Raw genomic sequence first — 15,860 nt, 5'->3', positions numbered from 1 at the left:
TGTCGTAGTGATCAATCTAAGCTTAACACGAAAAAATAACGCTTCAGGAGCCATGCACCAAGATGAAAGCTTTTTTTATACGAACTTTGTTAATTCTTGTCAGTGTGGTGCTTTTGGTTCAATTATGGATTTTTAGCAGCTTGGTGTGGTGGCGTACGCAGCCTGTGCAATCGACCATGATGATGCGTTTGGATTATTGGGCTGAACCGAGTAAGCCTATACAACATCAATGGCGCGACTATGACCAACTCAGTGATAATTTAAAGCGAGCTGTGGTGACTGCCGAAGATGGCAAATTTATGCAACATCATGGCTTTGACTGGGAAGGTATTCAAACTGCGCTGGAACGGAACAAAGATGAAGGCAAGGTTGTTGCAGGTGGTTCCACAATTTCTCAGCAGCTCGCCAAGAATTTGTTTTTATACAATAAGCGATCTTTTTTGCGTAAAGGGCAAGAAGTTGTGGCGACATGGATGATGGAACGCATGTGGTCAAAGCAGCGTATTTTAGAGGTCTATCTCAACTCGGTAGAATTTGGCGATAATATTTATGGTGCCGAAGCTGCGGCACAGCATTATTTTGGCAAAAGTGCAAAAAGTTTAAGCCGTGATCAAGCAATTTTCTTGGCTGCGATTTTAACCAATCCAAAATATTTTCAGGAACATCGTAATGCGGGGGCATTAAAAGCCCGTAAACAGATGGTGCAGCGCTATATGCGTTATGCGGAAATTCCCTAAATTGAGCGAAAACAAACTATAAAATGTGAAAATATCCACAAAGCCTAATTTTTTAGGCTTTTTTTATGAAAATGTCACAAAATTGAAGCATACTTGTAGCAGTGCCAAACATTTTAAAAAAGCATAGGTGGGTATGAATACGGCAACAGGCGCGACTCCTGCGCAAACAGAATATACATATAATGATCGCTACATTAACCGCGAACTGTCTATTTTAGATTTCCATTTGCGCGTGCTTGAGCAAGCTGTCGATCCGTTGCATCCTTTGTTGGAACGCATGAACTTCCTGCTGATTTTTTCACGTAACTTGGATGAGTTTTTTGAAATTCGTGTTGCGGGCATGATGGAACAATTGGACTTGGGCAATGAAAGCCGTAGTCCAGATGGTTTAACCCCTAAGCAGGTGTTAGATCAAATTTCTAAAACAGCACATGCTGCTATTGAACGCCAGTACCGTATTTTAAATCAGGAAATTTTGCCAAAATTACGTGAAGAAGACATTTGTTTCTTACGTCGTGGTGAATTAACCCCTGCACAATCGGCATGGGTGAAAAAATATTTCCAAGAGCAAGTTGCCCCTGTATTAACCCCAATTAGCCTAGACCCTGCACATCCATTTCCACGTTTGGTCAATAAAAGTCTGAATTTTATTGTGACTTTAGAAGGGAAAGATGCTTTTGGTCGTCAAATTGATTTGGCGGTTGTTCCTGCACCACGTTCATTACCACGTGTAGTTCGTTTACCCGATGAACTTACAGGCGGTAAAGAGCACCACGTCATGCTTTCAGCAATTATTCATGAGCATGTGTCTGACTTATTCCCGGGCATGACTGCGACTGGATGCTATCAATTCCGTGTGACCCGTAATGCAGATTTGGCCTTAAATGAAGATGTAGAAGACTTGGCCAAAGCCCTAAAAGGCGAATTAAACTCACGCCGTTTTGGTCGTGCGGTACGTTTAGAAGTAACGCACAACTGCCCGAAAGCCATTTATGATTATTTGCTAGATGAGTTCGATCTTGAAGAAGAACAACTTTATAAAGTAGATGGCCCAGTGAACTTGGCGCGTTTATTGTCTAATTTTAAACGTCCACATTTACGTTATGATTCACATACACCCGCCATTCCAAAGGTGTTAAAAAAGTCTGAAAATATTTTTTCAGCGATGCAAAAGCAAGACATTTTATTACACCATCCGTTTGAATCTTTTGCACCCGTGATTAACTTGCTGCGTGAAGCTGCACGTGATCCACAAGTCTTGGCAATCAAACAAACTTTATATCGTAGTGGCGCAGATTCTGAAATTGTACAAGTGCTTGCAGAGGCTGCACGAAACGGTAAAGAAGTGACTGCGGTGATTGAACTGCGTGCACGTTTTGATGAAGAATCTAACATTGCTGTGGCTAACGTGTTGCAAGAAGCGGGCGCTGTGGTTGTGTACGGTATTGTGGGGTATAAAACCCACGCCAAAATGATTTTGGTGGTGCGCCGTGAAAATAATAAATTGGTGCGTTATGTACATTTAGGCACAGGTAACTACCACGCAGGCAATGCGCGTATTTATACCGACTATGGTTTACTGACCACAGACAAAGAGCTGTGTGAAGATGTGCATCGTATTTTCCAAGAGCTAACAGGCATGGGTAAAATGGCAAAACTGAAAAAGTTGTTGCATGCACCATTTACCCTGCACGCACAGTTGGTGAATTATATTGATGAAGAAATTGCCAATGCTAAAGCAGGTAAGCCCGCACAAATTATTGTGAAAGTGAATGCACTGACTGAAATGCAATTGATCAATAAATTGTACGAGGCGTCTCAGGCGGGTGTGCAAATTGATCTCATCATCCGTTCAATTTGCTGCTTGCGCCCAGGTTTGCCGGGCTTATCGGAAAATATCCGTGTGCGTTCGATTGTCGGACGTTTCCTTGAACATACCCGTGTCTATTATTTCTCTAATAATGGCAATCCACGTATTTATTGTTCAAGTGCTGACTGGATGGATCGTAACTTATTTAACCGCGTTGAAGCGTGTTTCCCAATTGAAGATCCAGCTTTGAAAAAGCGTATTTATGAGCAAGGTTTATTGACCTACATGCAAGACAATCAACAGGCGTGGCTGTTGCAGGGTGATGGAACTTGGGTGCGTGTAAAAGCAGCTGAGGGTGAAGAACCACACAATGCGCAGCGTATCCTGACCGATAGTATTGTTTAGTTTCAAACATTTATAACAGGTAAAAAGAGCGATGCCAGACATCGCTCTTTTTTTGTTTCTAATATTTATTTAAGACTTATATTTTTGATTGATATTTATTGATCAATAATTTAAGAAAAACAGCACATCGCATCATCCGCATTCATAATTTTGCGATAAATACTTTTCACATAACCATGCACCAGTTGTTCTGAAGCATTCAGGTTGGCAGCAACTTGTTGTGAAGGTAAACCTTGTCCTGAAAGCGCCAATATTTCATGTTCAGTTTTAGAGAGTGCCAAAGAATGACCATGTGCGACAATGGATTGTTCGCAGGCTAAGATTTCATTGGCTAAGTTGCCGTCTAGCGGTGAGCCGCCACGTAAAATGGTGCGAATCTGGTTTTGCATGCCTGTTGCAGATTGGTCGCTAAAGACATAGGCTGAAATGCCTAAATGAATAGCTTGTAGCAATTGTTTTGGCATACTTGAAGGCAGCACCGCCACAATTAAGGTGTCTTTACGGAAAAGTTTGAGATTTTGGATAAAATCAATTTGAGCTTTTGACCAAGACTGTAAATTGATAAATACCAAATTAGGCAAATGTTGCTGCACCATCAGCACTGCATTTGCGAGCGATGGGCTGCAAAGTAGAACCTCTTTAGGGTAGCCAAAATTTTGTAAAATGTGGCTTAAATTTTGTGATGCTTCTACCTGATCATCAATCAGCAGAACAGGCACAGGTAAAATGAGATCTCTGTGAATCATGACAAATACTCCTGTGCTGTTCTATAAATAATTTTGATAAATAGATTGTGCGTGATATTGCTGTAACTGAATATCCTTAAATATAGTGATTTTTATATAAAAAGGGTAAATATAAGTAATTGTTGCTGAATATTTTTTTTGAAATGTGTTGAAAACGTGAGTAATGTAACTCGATACCGTTCTTTCGTTCAGTGGTAAGAGTGAATTGTTGAATTTGTGATGAATCTCACATTTTAAAAACTTGTTCATATTTATAAGTCACTTAAATCATCCTGAACTGCAAAAACAATACACATTTTTGAACGAAAAATAAAAAAGGAGCCAGATTGGCTCCTTAATGAAATGTTGGATCATGTGTCTAAATTTAGACTGCGTTTTGAGTGATTTTCTGTAAAATCTGCAGCAAAACGTCAAATTCACTTTGTAATGGTGTGCTTTTACGCGTCACTAAAGCCAAAGTACGGCTTGGTGCAGCCTCAATACTTTTGATCTGTAAATCTGGATTCGATTTGATCATGGCATTATGAATTGCAATTTCAGGCAATAGGGTAAAGCCTAAATTTGCAGACACCATTTCAACCAAGGTCGGCAAAGAGCTGGCTTTTAAACGATGATCGTTTTTGCGTTCACCAATCGGGCAAGCACTTAAAGTGTGATCACGTAAGCAATGACCTTCTTCAAGCAGCATTAAACGCGATAAATCCAAATCATCTAAAGAATTGGCCTGCGCCGATTTTTGATCGCCCTTGTGATAAACCAAGAACAAATCTTCTTTAGAAATTTCAGCCACTTTCAAACCACGCGTATCGAATGGCAGGGCTAACACCACCATATCTAAATTGCCGTGTTCCAGTTTTTCGACAATTTTTTCACTTTGCGCTTCGTGTAAATGCAATTGAATTTTAGGTAGCTGCTTATGCACTTCATCTAACAGTTGCGCCAAAATAAATGGGGCAATGGTTGGAATCACGCCTAAGTGTAAATCACCTGTGAGAGGCTCACTCATTTCACGGCTTAAACGCATTAAGTCCTGTGCATCTGCTAACAGAACACGGGCGCGTGCTACGACTTGTTCACCCAATGGGGTTAAACGTACATTCTGTCGATCACGTTCTACCAGTACGCCGCCAAGCAGGCGCTCCAGTTCCATGATCCCGCCAGACAAAGTCGACTGAGTTACAAAAGAACGGCGAGCCGCTTCTGTAAAATGTAACGTTTCAGACAGTGTAACGAGGTATGACAGCTGTCTTAAAGATGGTAATGCAGCCATAGTGTCCTAATGATTATGATTTAAAGTGGTGAGCAAACAGTTCGCTAAGATGAGGAATAAAGTGTGGGGGAATATCATGCCCCATTCCTTTAATTAACTCAAACTTAGCGCCCGGAATCGCTTTCGCAACAGCTTTACCATGCCCTGGTGGGAGCAAACGATCCTGCGAACCATGTACCACAAGGGTAGGGTGCTGAATTTGTTTGTCCAGTTGTAGCAACGAACCTGTACATAATATTGCTAAAAACTGTTGAAGTACACCCGCTGGATAATAACTTCGTTGATATAATTTACGTGCGGTTTGCATGGCTTCGAGTTGGTTCACGTAGCCAGGTGAGCCTATCACCTTAAATAGTTTTAAACTATGATCAACAATACCATTTTCATCCTGCGATTTTGGTCTTTCTAACAGACTGAACAGTTGTTTAGGAAATGGTGGTGGTAAAAAAGGCTGATTGTTGCTAGTAAATAATAAGCCTAAATTATTTACTTTATCTGAATATTTTGCTGCAAGGATTTGCGCAATCATGCCGCCCATTGAAGCACCGATGACATCAGTCTTTTCAATGCCCAAGCGCTCTAAAAGTAGCGCTGCATCTTCCGCCATGTCATATAAATTATAAGGCGCGCCTTGGTTTTGTAGTCCTAAGCTAAAACGCCCCATCATTTTATAGGTATTTAGGCGTGGGCCTTTATGGCGAATTTTTGACGACAAACCAATATCCCGGTTGTCATAGCGGATCACCCGATAACCCTGATCAATTAAAGATTTACAGAAGAAATCGGGCCAATACAACATTTGCGCACCCAGCCCCATGATCAGTAAAATTGGAGGATCTTCAGTCTTACCGCCAATTTCGACATGCAGCTCAATTCCATTGCCTAAATCGACCTTGGTTTCGTGCATAAATGCCGTATAAGGCGAAGTATTAAACTGAAGTGCGCTATTCATGTTGTTGTCCTCATTCAAGGCAAAGCCGAAGCCTTGCCCTTATTATTATTTTATTCTGTTATTGGCAATAAGTCTGGCACTAATTTAGTCAAACTCAAGCGTTGTTTAGCCGCAGTTGCTCCTAAAAGTACAAAGCCACGCAGGGTGTCAGTTTGGTCATAAGCTCTAGCAATCATGCCATCATCAAACTCTTCAGTATGCCAGTTCACATCTACCCCAAGTGGTGCAGGTAAAACAGTGAGTGGTGCAGCTGGTGTTTTAACCGCAACAGGCATGGCAGGGTAGTGCACCTGTGTGGTTTCACCATTTAAGGTTTTAGCTAAGGCACGTGCCTGCTGCATGATTGGCATCACATACGGCAATAAAATACCATTCACTTCCGCACAGTCACCTACTGCATAGATATCAGCTTGGCTGGTTTCAAGTTGCGCATTGGTTAAGACCCCACGACTGGTTTCGATGCCTGCTGTTTTAGCCAAAGCAATGTTTGGTTGTAAACCAATGGCAGACAGTACCACATCGGCAATTAAAGACTGACCGCTGGTAATCGTCACTAAATAGTCGTCATTTTTAATTTTTGAAACTTTTTCAACAGTTGTGCCAAGTACAAAGTGAATGCCTGTTTCTTCTAAATTTTGTTTAAATGCGCTGGCAACATAATCAGGTAGTAAACGCCCAAGAGGTTGGGGCGCAAGGTCAATCACCGTGACTTGATGACCTGTTTGCTGTAAGTCATTGGCAAATTCACAACCAATTAAACCTGCACCTAAAATCACCACACGTTTGTCTTGACGTTGTTCAAGCTGTTGGCGAAATGCGGTGTAATCACTTAAATTATTTACCACATGAATGTCATCACTGCCATCGCCCGCAATGGCTAAACGTACAGGATTCGCACCCACTGCCAAAACCAATTTAGAATAAGGTTGTTGGCTGCTTACACCCTCTTTTTCTAATTCAAGTACATGCGCTTCTGCATCAATTGCTTTAACCCAAGTGTGGGTTTCAATACGCATATTGAGTTGGCTTGCCATTTTAGCTGCATCGCCCAATGCAATTTGAGCAGGGGCTTTATTGCCCGCCAATGCGTTAGATAAAGTTGGTTTGGCATAATTGGCAGCATCATCTGCACAAATCATGACTAACTCTTGTTCTGCATTTAGCTTACGAAACTCGCGTGCAACAGTATAACCTGCCATGCCTGAACCAATAATAACGATAGGATGCATAGGGTGTACTCCAAATTAGGGCATAGAAATAGGCGTTAAAAAAAGACCATGCGGCATGGTCTTTTAATGGTCTTAAACTTCAATCATTTCAAAGTCAGCTTTTGAAACGCCGCAGTCTGGGCAAGTCCAGTCATCAGGGATATCTTCCCACAATGTACCTGCCACAATACCGTCTTGAGGCCAGCCTTCTGCTTCGTCATAAATCCATCCACAAACGATGCATTGATATTTTTTCATTCAATTCTCCATAAACCGATCTTTAAATTTCTAGATCAGCAAAAACTTATCTACGACCAGATACATGATATGACTTTTAGTATATCTATTTGATTAAATTTTTACGCAGTTATACGGCTAAAGTAAAGTAAATAAGCGATTTTAATCTGTGCTTTTATAGAATGAATAGCTGCATGGGACATAACCGCGCAGAAAAGACCTCTTTTGATATAGATACGGCATTGTAATGAGAGAATGGCTGCAGGAAAAATCACGTTTTTATGCGTTTAAATGCCATTTAAGACCTTGGTCGTACAGTAAAAGTCTTATATTTTTGCTATTTTATTATGGAATAAATATATATTAATATTTTTAAGTATATTAAAGTTTATATAAATCAAAACCTTGTAGTGTTTTGATGCGTGATTGATGGCAGTCTTGCCGATTCGATCACTAGCCTTATGTGAAAATAAACGGTAAAATTCAACCATTCTTTAGTCACATTTCTGATCTTCCATGAGCAATTTGTCTACTTTTTTGTGGTCGCATATTCGTACAGTTCCTCATTTTCCAAAACCAGGCGTAGATTTTTATGATTTAACGCCTTTGTTTATGAATAATTTGGATTCATTAACAGATGCTTTAATTGCCAGCATTCCTGCAGAAAAATTAGCTGAAGTTGAAAGCTTTATTGCAGTAGAAGCACGTGGTTTTGTATTGGCGAGCCTTTTGGCACAGCGTACAGGCAAAGGTTTGGTACTTGTGCGTAAAGCAGGTAAATTGCCACCACCAGTTGTGGGTGTGGGTTATAGCTTAGAATACGGTTTAGACCGTTTAGAAATGGCTGCCGATGTGCAAGCGCAAAAAGTCATTATTGTAGATGATGTATTGGCGACAGGTGGCACTTTAAAAGCAGTGAAACAATTGGCTGAAAAATGTAATCATCAAGTTTTAGGTGCAAGCATTTTCCTAGACTTACCAGATTTACACAAAAATTTAGGTTTAGATATTTGGTCCGTATTGGACAATAAATCTAAACCAGAACAAGCAGTGGCTTAATCCTTTTAAGTTATTGTAACTGCTGTAAAAAAGCCTGATCTCCATAGTTGTGATCAGGCTTTTTTAATGGGTGATGTTTAATTGATTATTTTTAATGGATAGCTTTGACTTTATTTGGCAAGATAAGCTTGTTCGATTTGCTGAATACAAGAATTAATATTTTCTGGATGCAATAAGCGATGATGCCCAGACTCAAAAGTAGAGGTCTGCATATAGTTTTCTAAAAATGCTTGCGCGGCATGCATATCCAAAATTTCATCGCCCAATTCTAAATAAGCCAATTGTGGAATATCGTGCTGCAAGTCATCATCTGAAATTGCAGGATAGTCATTGCGAAATGTGGGAGCTAAACTTGGATTTGCCACCACACACGGAATATGGTGCGACAAAGACATTTTGAGTGCCCAATAGCCGCCTAGACTATGTCCCACCAAAATTTCAGGCTTAATTTTTTGAATGATATTGTGATAAAAATCGGCAACAGTTTGATAATTTAAGTTGCGATAATCGACATTGATACAAAATTTTTGTTTTGCATCTATGGCATGGAATTTAGTCGACTCCCGCGAGGAATCTAATCCATGTAAAAACAAGACTTTTAAAGCACATGTATTCATTGCCAGATTCACAAAGTTAAACATCTTGAGTCAAACTGAGCCTAAAGATAAAGTGGATAGAAAATAAAATATTTAGACTGATACATCAGCAGGTTTAAAAACAGCAAAATACGGTCTTTTTCATCTATTTTCTGAACAATATTGTAGTGCGCTTAGCCTGAGAAAGAAGTTAGCTTTTGGTCTAAGTCTACAAAAAATCACAAAAGCAAGTGGCAATTTAAAAAATAAATTGCTCGAGTCAGAGAAGGCATACGAAATCGTGTCTAAATCTGCTATTCTATTGAACTTCTTTTTTTAGTAATTATTCGAGGCAGAGATGACGCAACATAACGCTCAATCGACTTCTGAACCCACTATTTCCGAAAACGATTTAATTGCGCAGCGTCATGCCAAGTTAAAGCAAATTCAAGAACAAGCGCAGGCGAAGGGAACTAGCCCTTGGCCAAATACGTTTAAGCGTGAAAACTACGCAGAAGATTTGCAGGCACAATTCGCAGAAGTTTCTAAAGAAGAAATTGAAGCAGGCGAAAAAGTGTATGTGTCTGTAGCAGGTCGTGTGATGTTGAACCGCGGTTCATTCATCGTAATTCAAGACATGACAGGTCGTATTCAGTTGTATGTGGCGCGTAAAGAACTTAGTGCTGAAACATTAGAGACGATCAAGAGCCTAGATTTGGGCGATATTATCGCAGTGAAAGGCTATATTGGTCGTTCAGGCAAAGGCGATTTATATGTTCATATTCAACATTTTGAATTGTTGACCAAATCTTTACGTCCATTACCAGACAAATATCATGGTTTAAGCGATACCGAAGCGAAATATCGTAAGCGTTATTTAGACTTAATCGTAAATGAAGACACCCGTAAAACCTTTGAAATTCGTGCCAAAGTGGTTTCGGGTATTCGTGCATTTTTAACTGAACAGCGTTTTATGGAAGTTGAAACGCCAATGATGCATGTGATTCCTGGCGGTGCATCGGCACGTCCATTTGAAACGCATCATAATGCTTTAGATATGCCGTTATTCTTGCGTATTGCGCCTGAATTATATTTAAAGCGTTTAGTGGTTGGCGGTTTTGAACGTGTGTTTGAAATTAACCGTAACTTCCGTAATGAAGGGGTGTCTACACGTCATAACCCTGAATTTACCATGATCGAATTCTACCAAGCTTATGCCGACTATAAAGATTTGATGGCATTGACTGAGCAAATGCTAGAAAAACTGGCTTTGGATATTTTGGGTACTACCGATGTGCCGTATGGCGATGAAGTGTATAGCTTCAAAGGCCCATTCAAGAAAATTTCTATGTTTGATGCCATTCTTGAGCATAATCCACAATTCACGCCAGAAAATGTTAATGACCGTGATTTCTTGGCTAAATTTGTGCAGGAAGAATTGAAAGAACAGGTGAAGCCTGGTTTTGGTTTGGGCAAACTACAAACCATCGTGTTTGAAGAAACCGTAGAAACTCAATTACGTCAGCCGACTTTCATTACAGAATATCCTGCAGAAACGTCGCCTTTGGCACGTCGTAATGACGATAACCCACACATTACTGACCGTTTTGAGTTCTTTATTGGTGGTCGTGAATTGGCGAATGGTTTCTCAGAATTAAATGACCCGATTGACCAAGCTGAGCGTTTCCAAGCACAGGTTGCAGAAAAAGACGCAGGCGATGATGAAGCGATGCATTACGATGCAGACTTTGTTGAAGCTTTGGAATACGGCTTACCACCAACTGCAGGTGAGGGCATCGGGATTGACCGTTTGGTAATGTTGTTTGCCAACGCTGCGAGTATCCGTGATGTGATTTTATTCCCACACATGCGTCATAAAAACTAAGTTTTAGCGCATCGTTGACGACATAAAAAACAACCTGCAGAAATGCAGGTTGTTTTTTTGTTGTAACTTAAAGTTAAACACTTGCCACCAATTTTTTGATCATAGGTCGCTGGCGTTGACTGGCAAGCCATAAATCATGCTGCATTTGTAAATTCAACCAAAACTCTGGTGAGGTTTCTAAGGCTTCACTCAAACGAATCGCCATATCTGCAGAAATTCCAGTATGACCATTCAAAATGCGAGATAGGTTTGCACGTGTCACTCCAAGTGCTTGAGCCACTTCAGTCACAGAAGTTTCACCAATATATTCGCGCAACATTTCGCCCGGATGAGGTGCATTAAACATCATATTCATCTTTGTACTCCTGCGCTAGAAGCTATGTGATAATCCAAATAATCTACAATGTAGACATCACCATCTTCAAATTTAAAAATTACACGCCAATTACCATTTACTGTTAGTGACCATTGATCTTGTAGATTTCCACTCAATTTATGTAAACGCCAATTGGGTGGAGTTCGCAAATCATTCACCGTAGATGCAGCATGTAGTGCTGCAAGTATTAAACGTAATTTTGTAGAATACGCTGCTTGAATACCTGCTGTTGAACCAGTTTGGAAAAAAGCCTGAAGACCTTTATGTTTAAAACTCTTAATCAAGCCTTAGTATCCAAGTGTATTGTGTATATGTACAGTATACGATAATTTCGAGTTTAATCAATCAACCAGTTTTGGCGGGGTTTAAGTGCATCTTGCGTAATCCGCAGAAACTTAAAGTGATGATGCTTATAACAACGCCGTTTGAATCCGTACTTTCATCTCTAAAGCTTGCTGCAAAATATGCGCTTTCATCCAAGTTACTTGTGTACCCATGGGGTTGGTTTTAATAGCAGTGTTTAAGAAATCCAGTTTTTCTTGCGAAAATAATTGCGTTTTAATCGCTTGATGCAGTTCTGCCGTGGTTGCATTTAAAGGCACATATACCAAATAAAAACCTTTAGGATAATTATAAAATGCATACATTAAGTTAAAGGCTTTTTGTTCGGCCTTTAAATTGCCCGCACCAATTTCATAGCTGCGGTCTTGATTGCTATGCGTCACGCCTATTAAAAAGGAGAGTTGTTGATCACGGCAACGCAAACCAAATTGCAGCCCAATCTGATCTGCACTGAGTTCATGTTGCACAAAAACATTCAGCATTGAAGCATCATCGTTTAAAGGCTCTTGTAGGACGAGTAGCTCAGGGCTGTGCTGATACAAAAAACCAGCCAGCTGCGCCTGTTCAAGTTTGGATTTGATCTGTTCAATCTGTGGCATGGGAGCATCTTAAAAATAAAAAAATATGTTTTTACTTTAAGCATTTTTTGTTCATGCTTGAAGCACTGAATTAGATGAATAATCTATGAAGTTATTCAAAAATGAGCAGCTTGTAAGCGCGATTTGTATGTATCAAACGTAGCGAGAATGACGTTAAATTTCAATATATGATGGAATAAACTATTGATTAAATAAAACTTATACTGCTTATTGGTTTTCTTTTATATGAGCTTTTTGCATATAAATATAATAAAACAAGCAATAGTCTGCATAACTAAGTCACTATAATGAAAATCAAATTCTATCTGTGTTATTCGTACACAAGTTTAAGTACATCTGGTGTGATCAATGTCAATAAATCAGGAAAGACTTACTCATCTTAAACAGCTTGAAGCTGAGAGTATTCATATTATCCGTGAAGTTGCAGCCGAGTTTGAAAATCCAGTCATGTTGTATTCGATTGGTAAAGATTCAGCGGTAATGTTGCATTTGGCTTTAAAAGCATTCTATCCAGCGAAACTGCCATTTCCACTGTTACATGTGGATACAGGCTGGAAATTCAAAGACATGATCACTTTCCGTGACAACATGGCAAAACAGCACGGTTTTGACTTGATTGTTCATCAAAATAAAGAAGGGGTAGATGCCAACATTAACCCATTCGATCATGGCAGTTCTAAATATACCGACATCATGAAAACCCAAGGCTTAAAACAAGCTTTAGATAAATACGGTTTTGATGCGGCATTTGGTGGCGCGCGTCGTGATGAGGAAAAATCACGTGCCAAAGAACGTGTTTATTCTTTCCGTGATGCAAAACATCGTTGGGACCCGAAAAATCAGCGTCCTGAATTGTGGAATTTGTATAATGGCAAGGTCAATAAAGGCGAAAGTATTCGTGTGTTCCCATTGTCTAACTGGACTGAATTGGATATTTGGCAATACATTTACCTCGAAAGTATTCCATTAGTACCGTTGTATTTGGCTGCAGAACGTCCTGTCGTTGAGCGTAGCGGCACTTTAATTATGGTCGATGACGAACGCATGCCGTTGCTAGAAGGTGAAGTTCCACAAATGAAATCGGTACGCTTCCGTACTTTAGGTTGTTATCCACTTACGGGTGCAGTCGAATCAGAAGCGAATACCTTGCCTGAAATTATTCAGGAAATGCTATTGGCAACCAGTTCAGAGCGTCAGGGTCGTATGATTGACCACGATGAAGCTGGCTCGATGGAAAAGAAAAAGCAAGAAGGTTACTTCTAATCTCTCCTGAAAAATCTCCCCAAACCCCTCTTTATAAAGAGGGACTTATAAAAAGCGGAGCAAAGCCTCCCTTTATAAAAGGGAGATTTAGAGGGATTAAAGATTAAAAAACCGATTTCTAAAAAATATGTGGAGCTTTGAGCAATGTCTCATCAATCGAATTTAATTAGCCAAGATATTTTGGCGTATTTAAAACAGCACGAAAACAAAGATCTACTGCGCTTTTTAACTTGCGGTAACGTAGACGATGGTAAATCGACATTAATTGGTCGTTTGTTGTATGACTCAAAATTGATTTATGAAGATCAATTACAAGCCGTGACTCGTGACTCGAAAAAAGTCGGCACTACGGGCGATGCACCTGATTTAGCTTTATTGGTCGATGGTTTGCAAGCCGAGCGTGAGCAGGGCATTACCATTGATGTGGCTTATCGTTATTTTTCTACTGAAAAGCGTAAGTTCATCATTGCCGATACACCTGGGCATGAGCAATATACACGTAACATGGCAACAGGTGCATCGACTTGTGACTTGGCGATTATTTTGATTGATGCGCGTTATGGCGTACAAACTCAGACCCGTCGTCATACTTTTATTTCTAGTTTATTGGGCATTAACAATATTGTGGTTGCCATCAATAAAATGGATTTGGTGGATTATTCAGAAGCACGATTTAACGAAATTCAGACGGAATATGCGAACTTTGTGAATCAACTGGGTGATCGTAAACCATCGAATATTATTTTCACGCCAATTTCTGCCTTAAATGGCGATAACGTGGTGAACAAGTCTGAGCATACCCCTTGGTACACAGGCGATACTTTAATGGGAACATTGGAGTCGGTAGAAATTAACCGTAACTCGGCTCAAAATGATTTCCGTTTCCCTGTGCAGTATGTCAACCGTCCAAACCTTGACTTCCGTGGTTTCTGCGGCACGATTGCTTTGGGCGATATTCATGTGGGTGACCGCATTGTGGCATTGCCATCGGGCAAAAGCTCGACAGTAAAAGAGATTGTGACTTTTGATGGCAATCTTGAACATGCAATTGCAGGTCAAGCAGTTACCCTAACACTGAACGATGAAATTGATATTTCACGTGGTAATGTGCTGGTGCGTGAAGATCAAGTGCGTCCTGAAATTTCACGTGCTGTAAATGCCACTGTGGTGTGGATGGCTGATCAGCCACTATCTATTGGCAAGCTGTATAACTTAAAAGTGGGTACACAAACTGTGCCTGCAAAAGTCACAGCCATTCATTACCGTACCAATGTGAATACTTTGGAACAGGTGCAGGTTGAACAGCTTGAACTGAATGCAATTGCCAATGTCACCATCGAATTTGATGCGCCTGTGGTATTTGACCGTTATCAAGACAGTCGTTATACGGGTTCGTTTATTTTCATTGATCGTTTAAATAACGTGACCATTGGCGCAGGTATGGTTGAAGCTTGCGTAGAATGGACTGCACACAGTACACCTGTAACAGCCGAAGACCGTGCTGCACGTTTGGGTCAAAAACCTGCAGCGGTATGTGTACCAAGCCAAGCACTTGAACAGGCACAAGCACTTGAAAGCTTGCTGATTCAGCAGGGTATTGTTGCCATTGCCAAAGCAGGTTTAGATGCTGCGCAGGTTGCATTACTCCGCGAAACGGGCATTGTGGTCATTAGTGATGTAAACAGTGGTGCAGATGCAGAGTTGACTGCGACAGCTACAGAAGAACTGGCAGAAAAAATTATTGCCCTAGTTCGCTTATAAAATTAGATTCGTTTATAAAATCGAATCCACATCCCCAAAAAACCGCTTTCACCTGAAAGCGGTTTTTTTATGTGCGTTCACTATATTGGAAAGTTTGTTTTTTAAGTGTGCTCTAAGGGTTCGCCATTGAGATGTTTGAGCATGGGTGTGAAGTGCCCATAGCTAATTTTTTGAGGTTGTATTTCAAAGCCATTTTTTTCATAAAAACTTAAAGCAGTCTGTGTGCTAAATACACTCATGTGCGATACATTTTTGCGCTTTAAATCGCTTATTGCTTCAAATAACAAGGTTTGACCAATACCGCGTTGTTGTACTTCGGGGGCAATGGCATGTTGTAAAATTTGCCCGCGATCACTCATCATAATAAAGCCAACCACCACATGCTGTAAGACATAGACCCAACAATTGTTGTAATGCAGCAGCATTAAAATATTTTCATAGCTTTTATTTTCTAGCCATGCCTGAATTTTGGCTTCATTGCGTTGATGATCTTGAATACAAGAGCGAATACTGGCGTGTAATACCGCAACCAAATTGGCGACATCTTGAATTTGTGCAGCTCTAATCATCTAGGCTTAGGGTGATAGATAAAAACAAGGCTCTATTGGAAGCGAAAAGTGTTTAAAGAAATAGCA

16 protein-coding genes are annotated in these 15,860 nt (G+C 40.3%); 6 read left to right on the top strand and 10 right to left on the bottom strand.

The features are described from left to right. Positions 1-62: 62 nt before the first annotated feature. Both mtgA and ppk1 read left to right on the top strand, forming a co-directional pair. Complete coding sequence (gene mtgA / locus FTU71_RS00340) at positions 63-737, top strand: monofunctional biosynthetic peptidoglycan transglycosylase (protein ID WP_004972019.1); 675 nt, start codon at positions 63-65, stop codon at positions 735-737. 133 nt (positions 738-870) lie between these two features. Beyond that, positions 871-2,952: a polyphosphate kinase 1 gene (gene ppk1, locus FTU71_RS00335; RefSeq protein WP_096900973.1), complete on the top strand. Its 2,082-nt coding sequence runs from the start codon at positions 871-873 to the stop codon at positions 2,950-2,952. Between the two features lie 110 nt (positions 2,953-3,062). Here ppk1 and FTU71_RS00330 read toward each other — a convergent pair whose 3' ends face one another. From FTU71_RS00330 to rubA, 5 genes are all read right to left on the bottom strand, one after another. Next, positions 3,063-3,698, bottom strand: a complete 636-nt coding sequence (locus tag FTU71_RS00330; protein ID WP_004972014.1) for a LuxR C-terminal-related transcriptional regulator — start codon at positions 3,696-3,698, stop codon at positions 3,063-3,065. Positions 3,699-4,062: 364 nt separating this feature from the next. After that, entirely contained in the window at positions 4,063-4,968 is a 906-nt protein-coding gene (oxyR, locus tag FTU71_RS00325) for a LysR family transcriptional regulator OxyR (RefSeq protein ID WP_096900971.1), read from the bottom strand. Between the two features lie 13 nt (positions 4,969-4,981). Next, the gene (gene estB / locus FTU71_RS00320; protein WP_218945586.1) at positions 4,982-5,920 is read right to left on the bottom strand and encodes an esterase EstB; all 939 of its coding nucleotides are present in this window, start codon (positions 5,918-5,920) and stop codon (positions 4,982-4,984) included. Between the two features lie 50 nt (positions 5,921-5,970). Next, a complete protein-coding gene (locus FTU71_RS00315) occupies positions 5,971-7,149 on the bottom strand; it encodes an FAD-dependent oxidoreductase (RefSeq protein ID WP_178318565.1) in 1,179 nt (392 codons plus the stop codon). A gap of 72 nt (positions 7,150-7,221) precedes the next feature. After that, positions 7,222-7,386: a rubredoxin RubA gene (gene rubA, locus FTU71_RS00310; RefSeq protein WP_004972007.1), complete on the bottom strand. Its 165-nt coding sequence runs from the start codon at positions 7,384-7,386 to the stop codon at positions 7,222-7,224. Positions 7,387-7,881: 495 nt separating this feature from the next. Here rubA and FTU71_RS00305 point away from each other — a divergent pair, with 495 nt between their 5' ends. Further along, positions 7,882-8,424 carry an adenine phosphoribosyltransferase gene (locus FTU71_RS00305; protein WP_004972003.1) on the top strand — a complete coding sequence of 181 codons (543 nt, stop codon included), beginning with the start codon at positions 7,882-7,884 and terminating at the stop codon, positions 8,422-8,424. 110 nt (positions 8,425-8,534) lie between these two features. Here FTU71_RS00305 and FTU71_RS00300 read toward each other — a convergent pair whose 3' ends face one another. After that, positions 8,535-9,041 (bottom strand): YqiA/YcfP family alpha/beta fold hydrolase, encoded by a 507-nt coding sequence (locus tag FTU71_RS00300; RefSeq protein WP_026438299.1) that lies wholly within the window; start codon positions 9,039-9,041, stop codon positions 8,535-8,537. A 316-nt stretch (positions 9,042-9,357) separates the two neighbouring features. Between FTU71_RS00300 and lysS the strand changes: the two genes are divergently transcribed. Beyond that, complete coding sequence (gene lysS, locus FTU71_RS00295; RefSeq protein WP_096900968.1) at positions 9,358-10,884, top strand: lysine--tRNA ligase; 1,527 nt, start codon at positions 9,358-9,360, stop codon at positions 10,882-10,884. 73 nt (positions 10,885-10,957) lie between these two features. On the opposite strand, the gene FTU71_RS00290 is transcribed toward lysS, so the two are convergent. From FTU71_RS00290 to FTU71_RS00280, 3 genes are all read right to left on the bottom strand, one after another. Next, the gene (locus FTU71_RS00290; RefSeq protein ID WP_004971994.1) at positions 10,958-11,239 is read right to left on the bottom strand and encodes a HigA family addiction module antitoxin; all 282 of its coding nucleotides are present in this window, start codon (positions 11,237-11,239) and stop codon (positions 10,958-10,960) included. After that, entirely contained in the window at positions 11,236-11,544 is a 309-nt protein-coding gene (locus FTU71_RS00285; RefSeq protein WP_180050456.1) for a type II toxin-antitoxin system RelE/ParE family toxin, read from the bottom strand. The genes FTU71_RS00290 and FTU71_RS00285 overlap by 4 nt, the downstream gene beginning before the upstream one ends. 126 nt (positions 11,545-11,670) lie before the next feature. Continuing rightward, complete coding sequence (locus tag FTU71_RS00280; protein WP_180111138.1) at positions 11,671-12,201, bottom strand: hypothetical protein; 531 nt, start codon at positions 12,199-12,201, stop codon at positions 11,671-11,673. A 354-nt stretch (positions 12,202-12,555) separates the two neighbouring features. Between FTU71_RS00280 and cysD the strand changes: the two genes are divergently transcribed. After that, entirely contained in the window at positions 12,556-13,464 is a 909-nt protein-coding gene (gene cysD, locus FTU71_RS00275; RefSeq protein ID WP_026438300.1) for a sulfate adenylyltransferase subunit CysD, read from the top strand. A 144-nt stretch (positions 13,465-13,608) separates the two neighbouring features. Beyond that, positions 13,609-15,225, top strand: a complete 1,617-nt coding sequence (gene cysN / locus FTU71_RS00270; RefSeq protein WP_096900965.1) for a sulfate adenylyltransferase subunit CysN — start codon at positions 13,609-13,611, stop codon at positions 15,223-15,225. 101 nt (positions 15,226-15,326) lie between these two features. Here the strand turns inward: cysN and FTU71_RS00265 are convergent, their stop codons facing one another. Further along, positions 15,327-15,794: a GNAT family N-acetyltransferase gene (locus tag FTU71_RS00265; RefSeq protein ID WP_179993565.1), complete on the bottom strand. Its 468-nt coding sequence runs from the start codon at positions 15,792-15,794 to the stop codon at positions 15,327-15,329. Positions 15,795-15,860: the final 66 nt, after the last annotated feature.

The organism is Acinetobacter sp. YH12136, assembly GCF_013418545.1.
Taxonomy (GTDB): domain Bacteria; phylum Pseudomonadota; class Gammaproteobacteria; order Pseudomonadales; family Moraxellaceae; genus Acinetobacter; species Acinetobacter towneri.
This window is presented reverse-complemented; position numbering and strand designations above follow the sequence as displayed.

What these genes read in the sequence shown, in the direction of transcription:
- estB (WP_218945586.1), bottom strand. Translation starts at nt 5,920, where the DNA reads ATGAATAGCGCACTTCAGTTTAATACTTCGCCTTATACGGCATTTATG.
- FTU71_RS00265 (WP_179993565.1), bottom strand. Translation starts at nt 15,794, where the DNA reads ATGATTAGAGCTGCACAAATTCAAGATGTCGCCAATTTGGTTGCGGTA.
- mtgA (WP_004972019.1), top strand. Translation starts at nt 63, where the DNA reads ATGAAAGCTTTTTTTATACGAACTTTGTTAATTCTTGTCAGTGTGGTG.
- FTU71_RS00290 (WP_004971994.1), bottom strand. Translation starts at nt 11,239, where the DNA reads ATGAATATGATGTTTAATGCACCTCATCCGGGCGAAATGTTGCGCGAA.
- rubA (WP_004972007.1), bottom strand. Translation starts at nt 7,386, where the DNA reads ATGAAAAAATATCAATGCATCGTTTGTGGATGGATTTATGACGAAGCA.
- FTU71_RS00315 (WP_178318565.1), bottom strand. Translation starts at nt 7,149, where the DNA reads ATGCATCCTATCGTTATTATTGGTTCAGGCATGGCAGGTTATACTGTT.
- FTU71_RS00280 (WP_180111138.1), bottom strand. Translation starts at nt 12,201, where the DNA reads ATGCCACAGATTGAACAGATCAAATCCAAACTTGAACAGGCGCAGCTG.
- FTU71_RS00330 (WP_004972014.1), bottom strand. Translation starts at nt 3,698, where the DNA reads ATGATTCACAGAGATCTCATTTTACCTGTGCCTGTTCTGCTGATTGAT.
- FTU71_RS00305 (WP_004972003.1), top strand. Translation starts at nt 7,882, where the DNA reads ATGAGCAATTTGTCTACTTTTTTGTGGTCGCATATTCGTACAGTTCCT.
- lysS (WP_096900968.1), top strand. Translation starts at nt 9,358, where the DNA reads ATGACGCAACATAACGCTCAATCGACTTCTGAACCCACTATTTCCGAA.
- oxyR (WP_096900971.1), bottom strand. Translation starts at nt 4,968, where the DNA reads ATGGCTGCATTACCATCTTTAAGACAGCTGTCATACCTCGTTACACTG.
- cysN (WP_096900965.1), top strand. Translation starts at nt 13,609, where the DNA reads ATGTCTCATCAATCGAATTTAATTAGCCAAGATATTTTGGCGTATTTA.
- FTU71_RS00300 (WP_026438299.1), bottom strand. Translation starts at nt 9,041, where the DNA reads ATGAATACATGTGCTTTAAAAGTCTTGTTTTTACATGGATTAGATTCC.
- ppk1 (WP_096900973.1), top strand. Translation starts at nt 871, where the DNA reads ATGAATACGGCAACAGGCGCGACTCCTGCGCAAACAGAATATACATAT.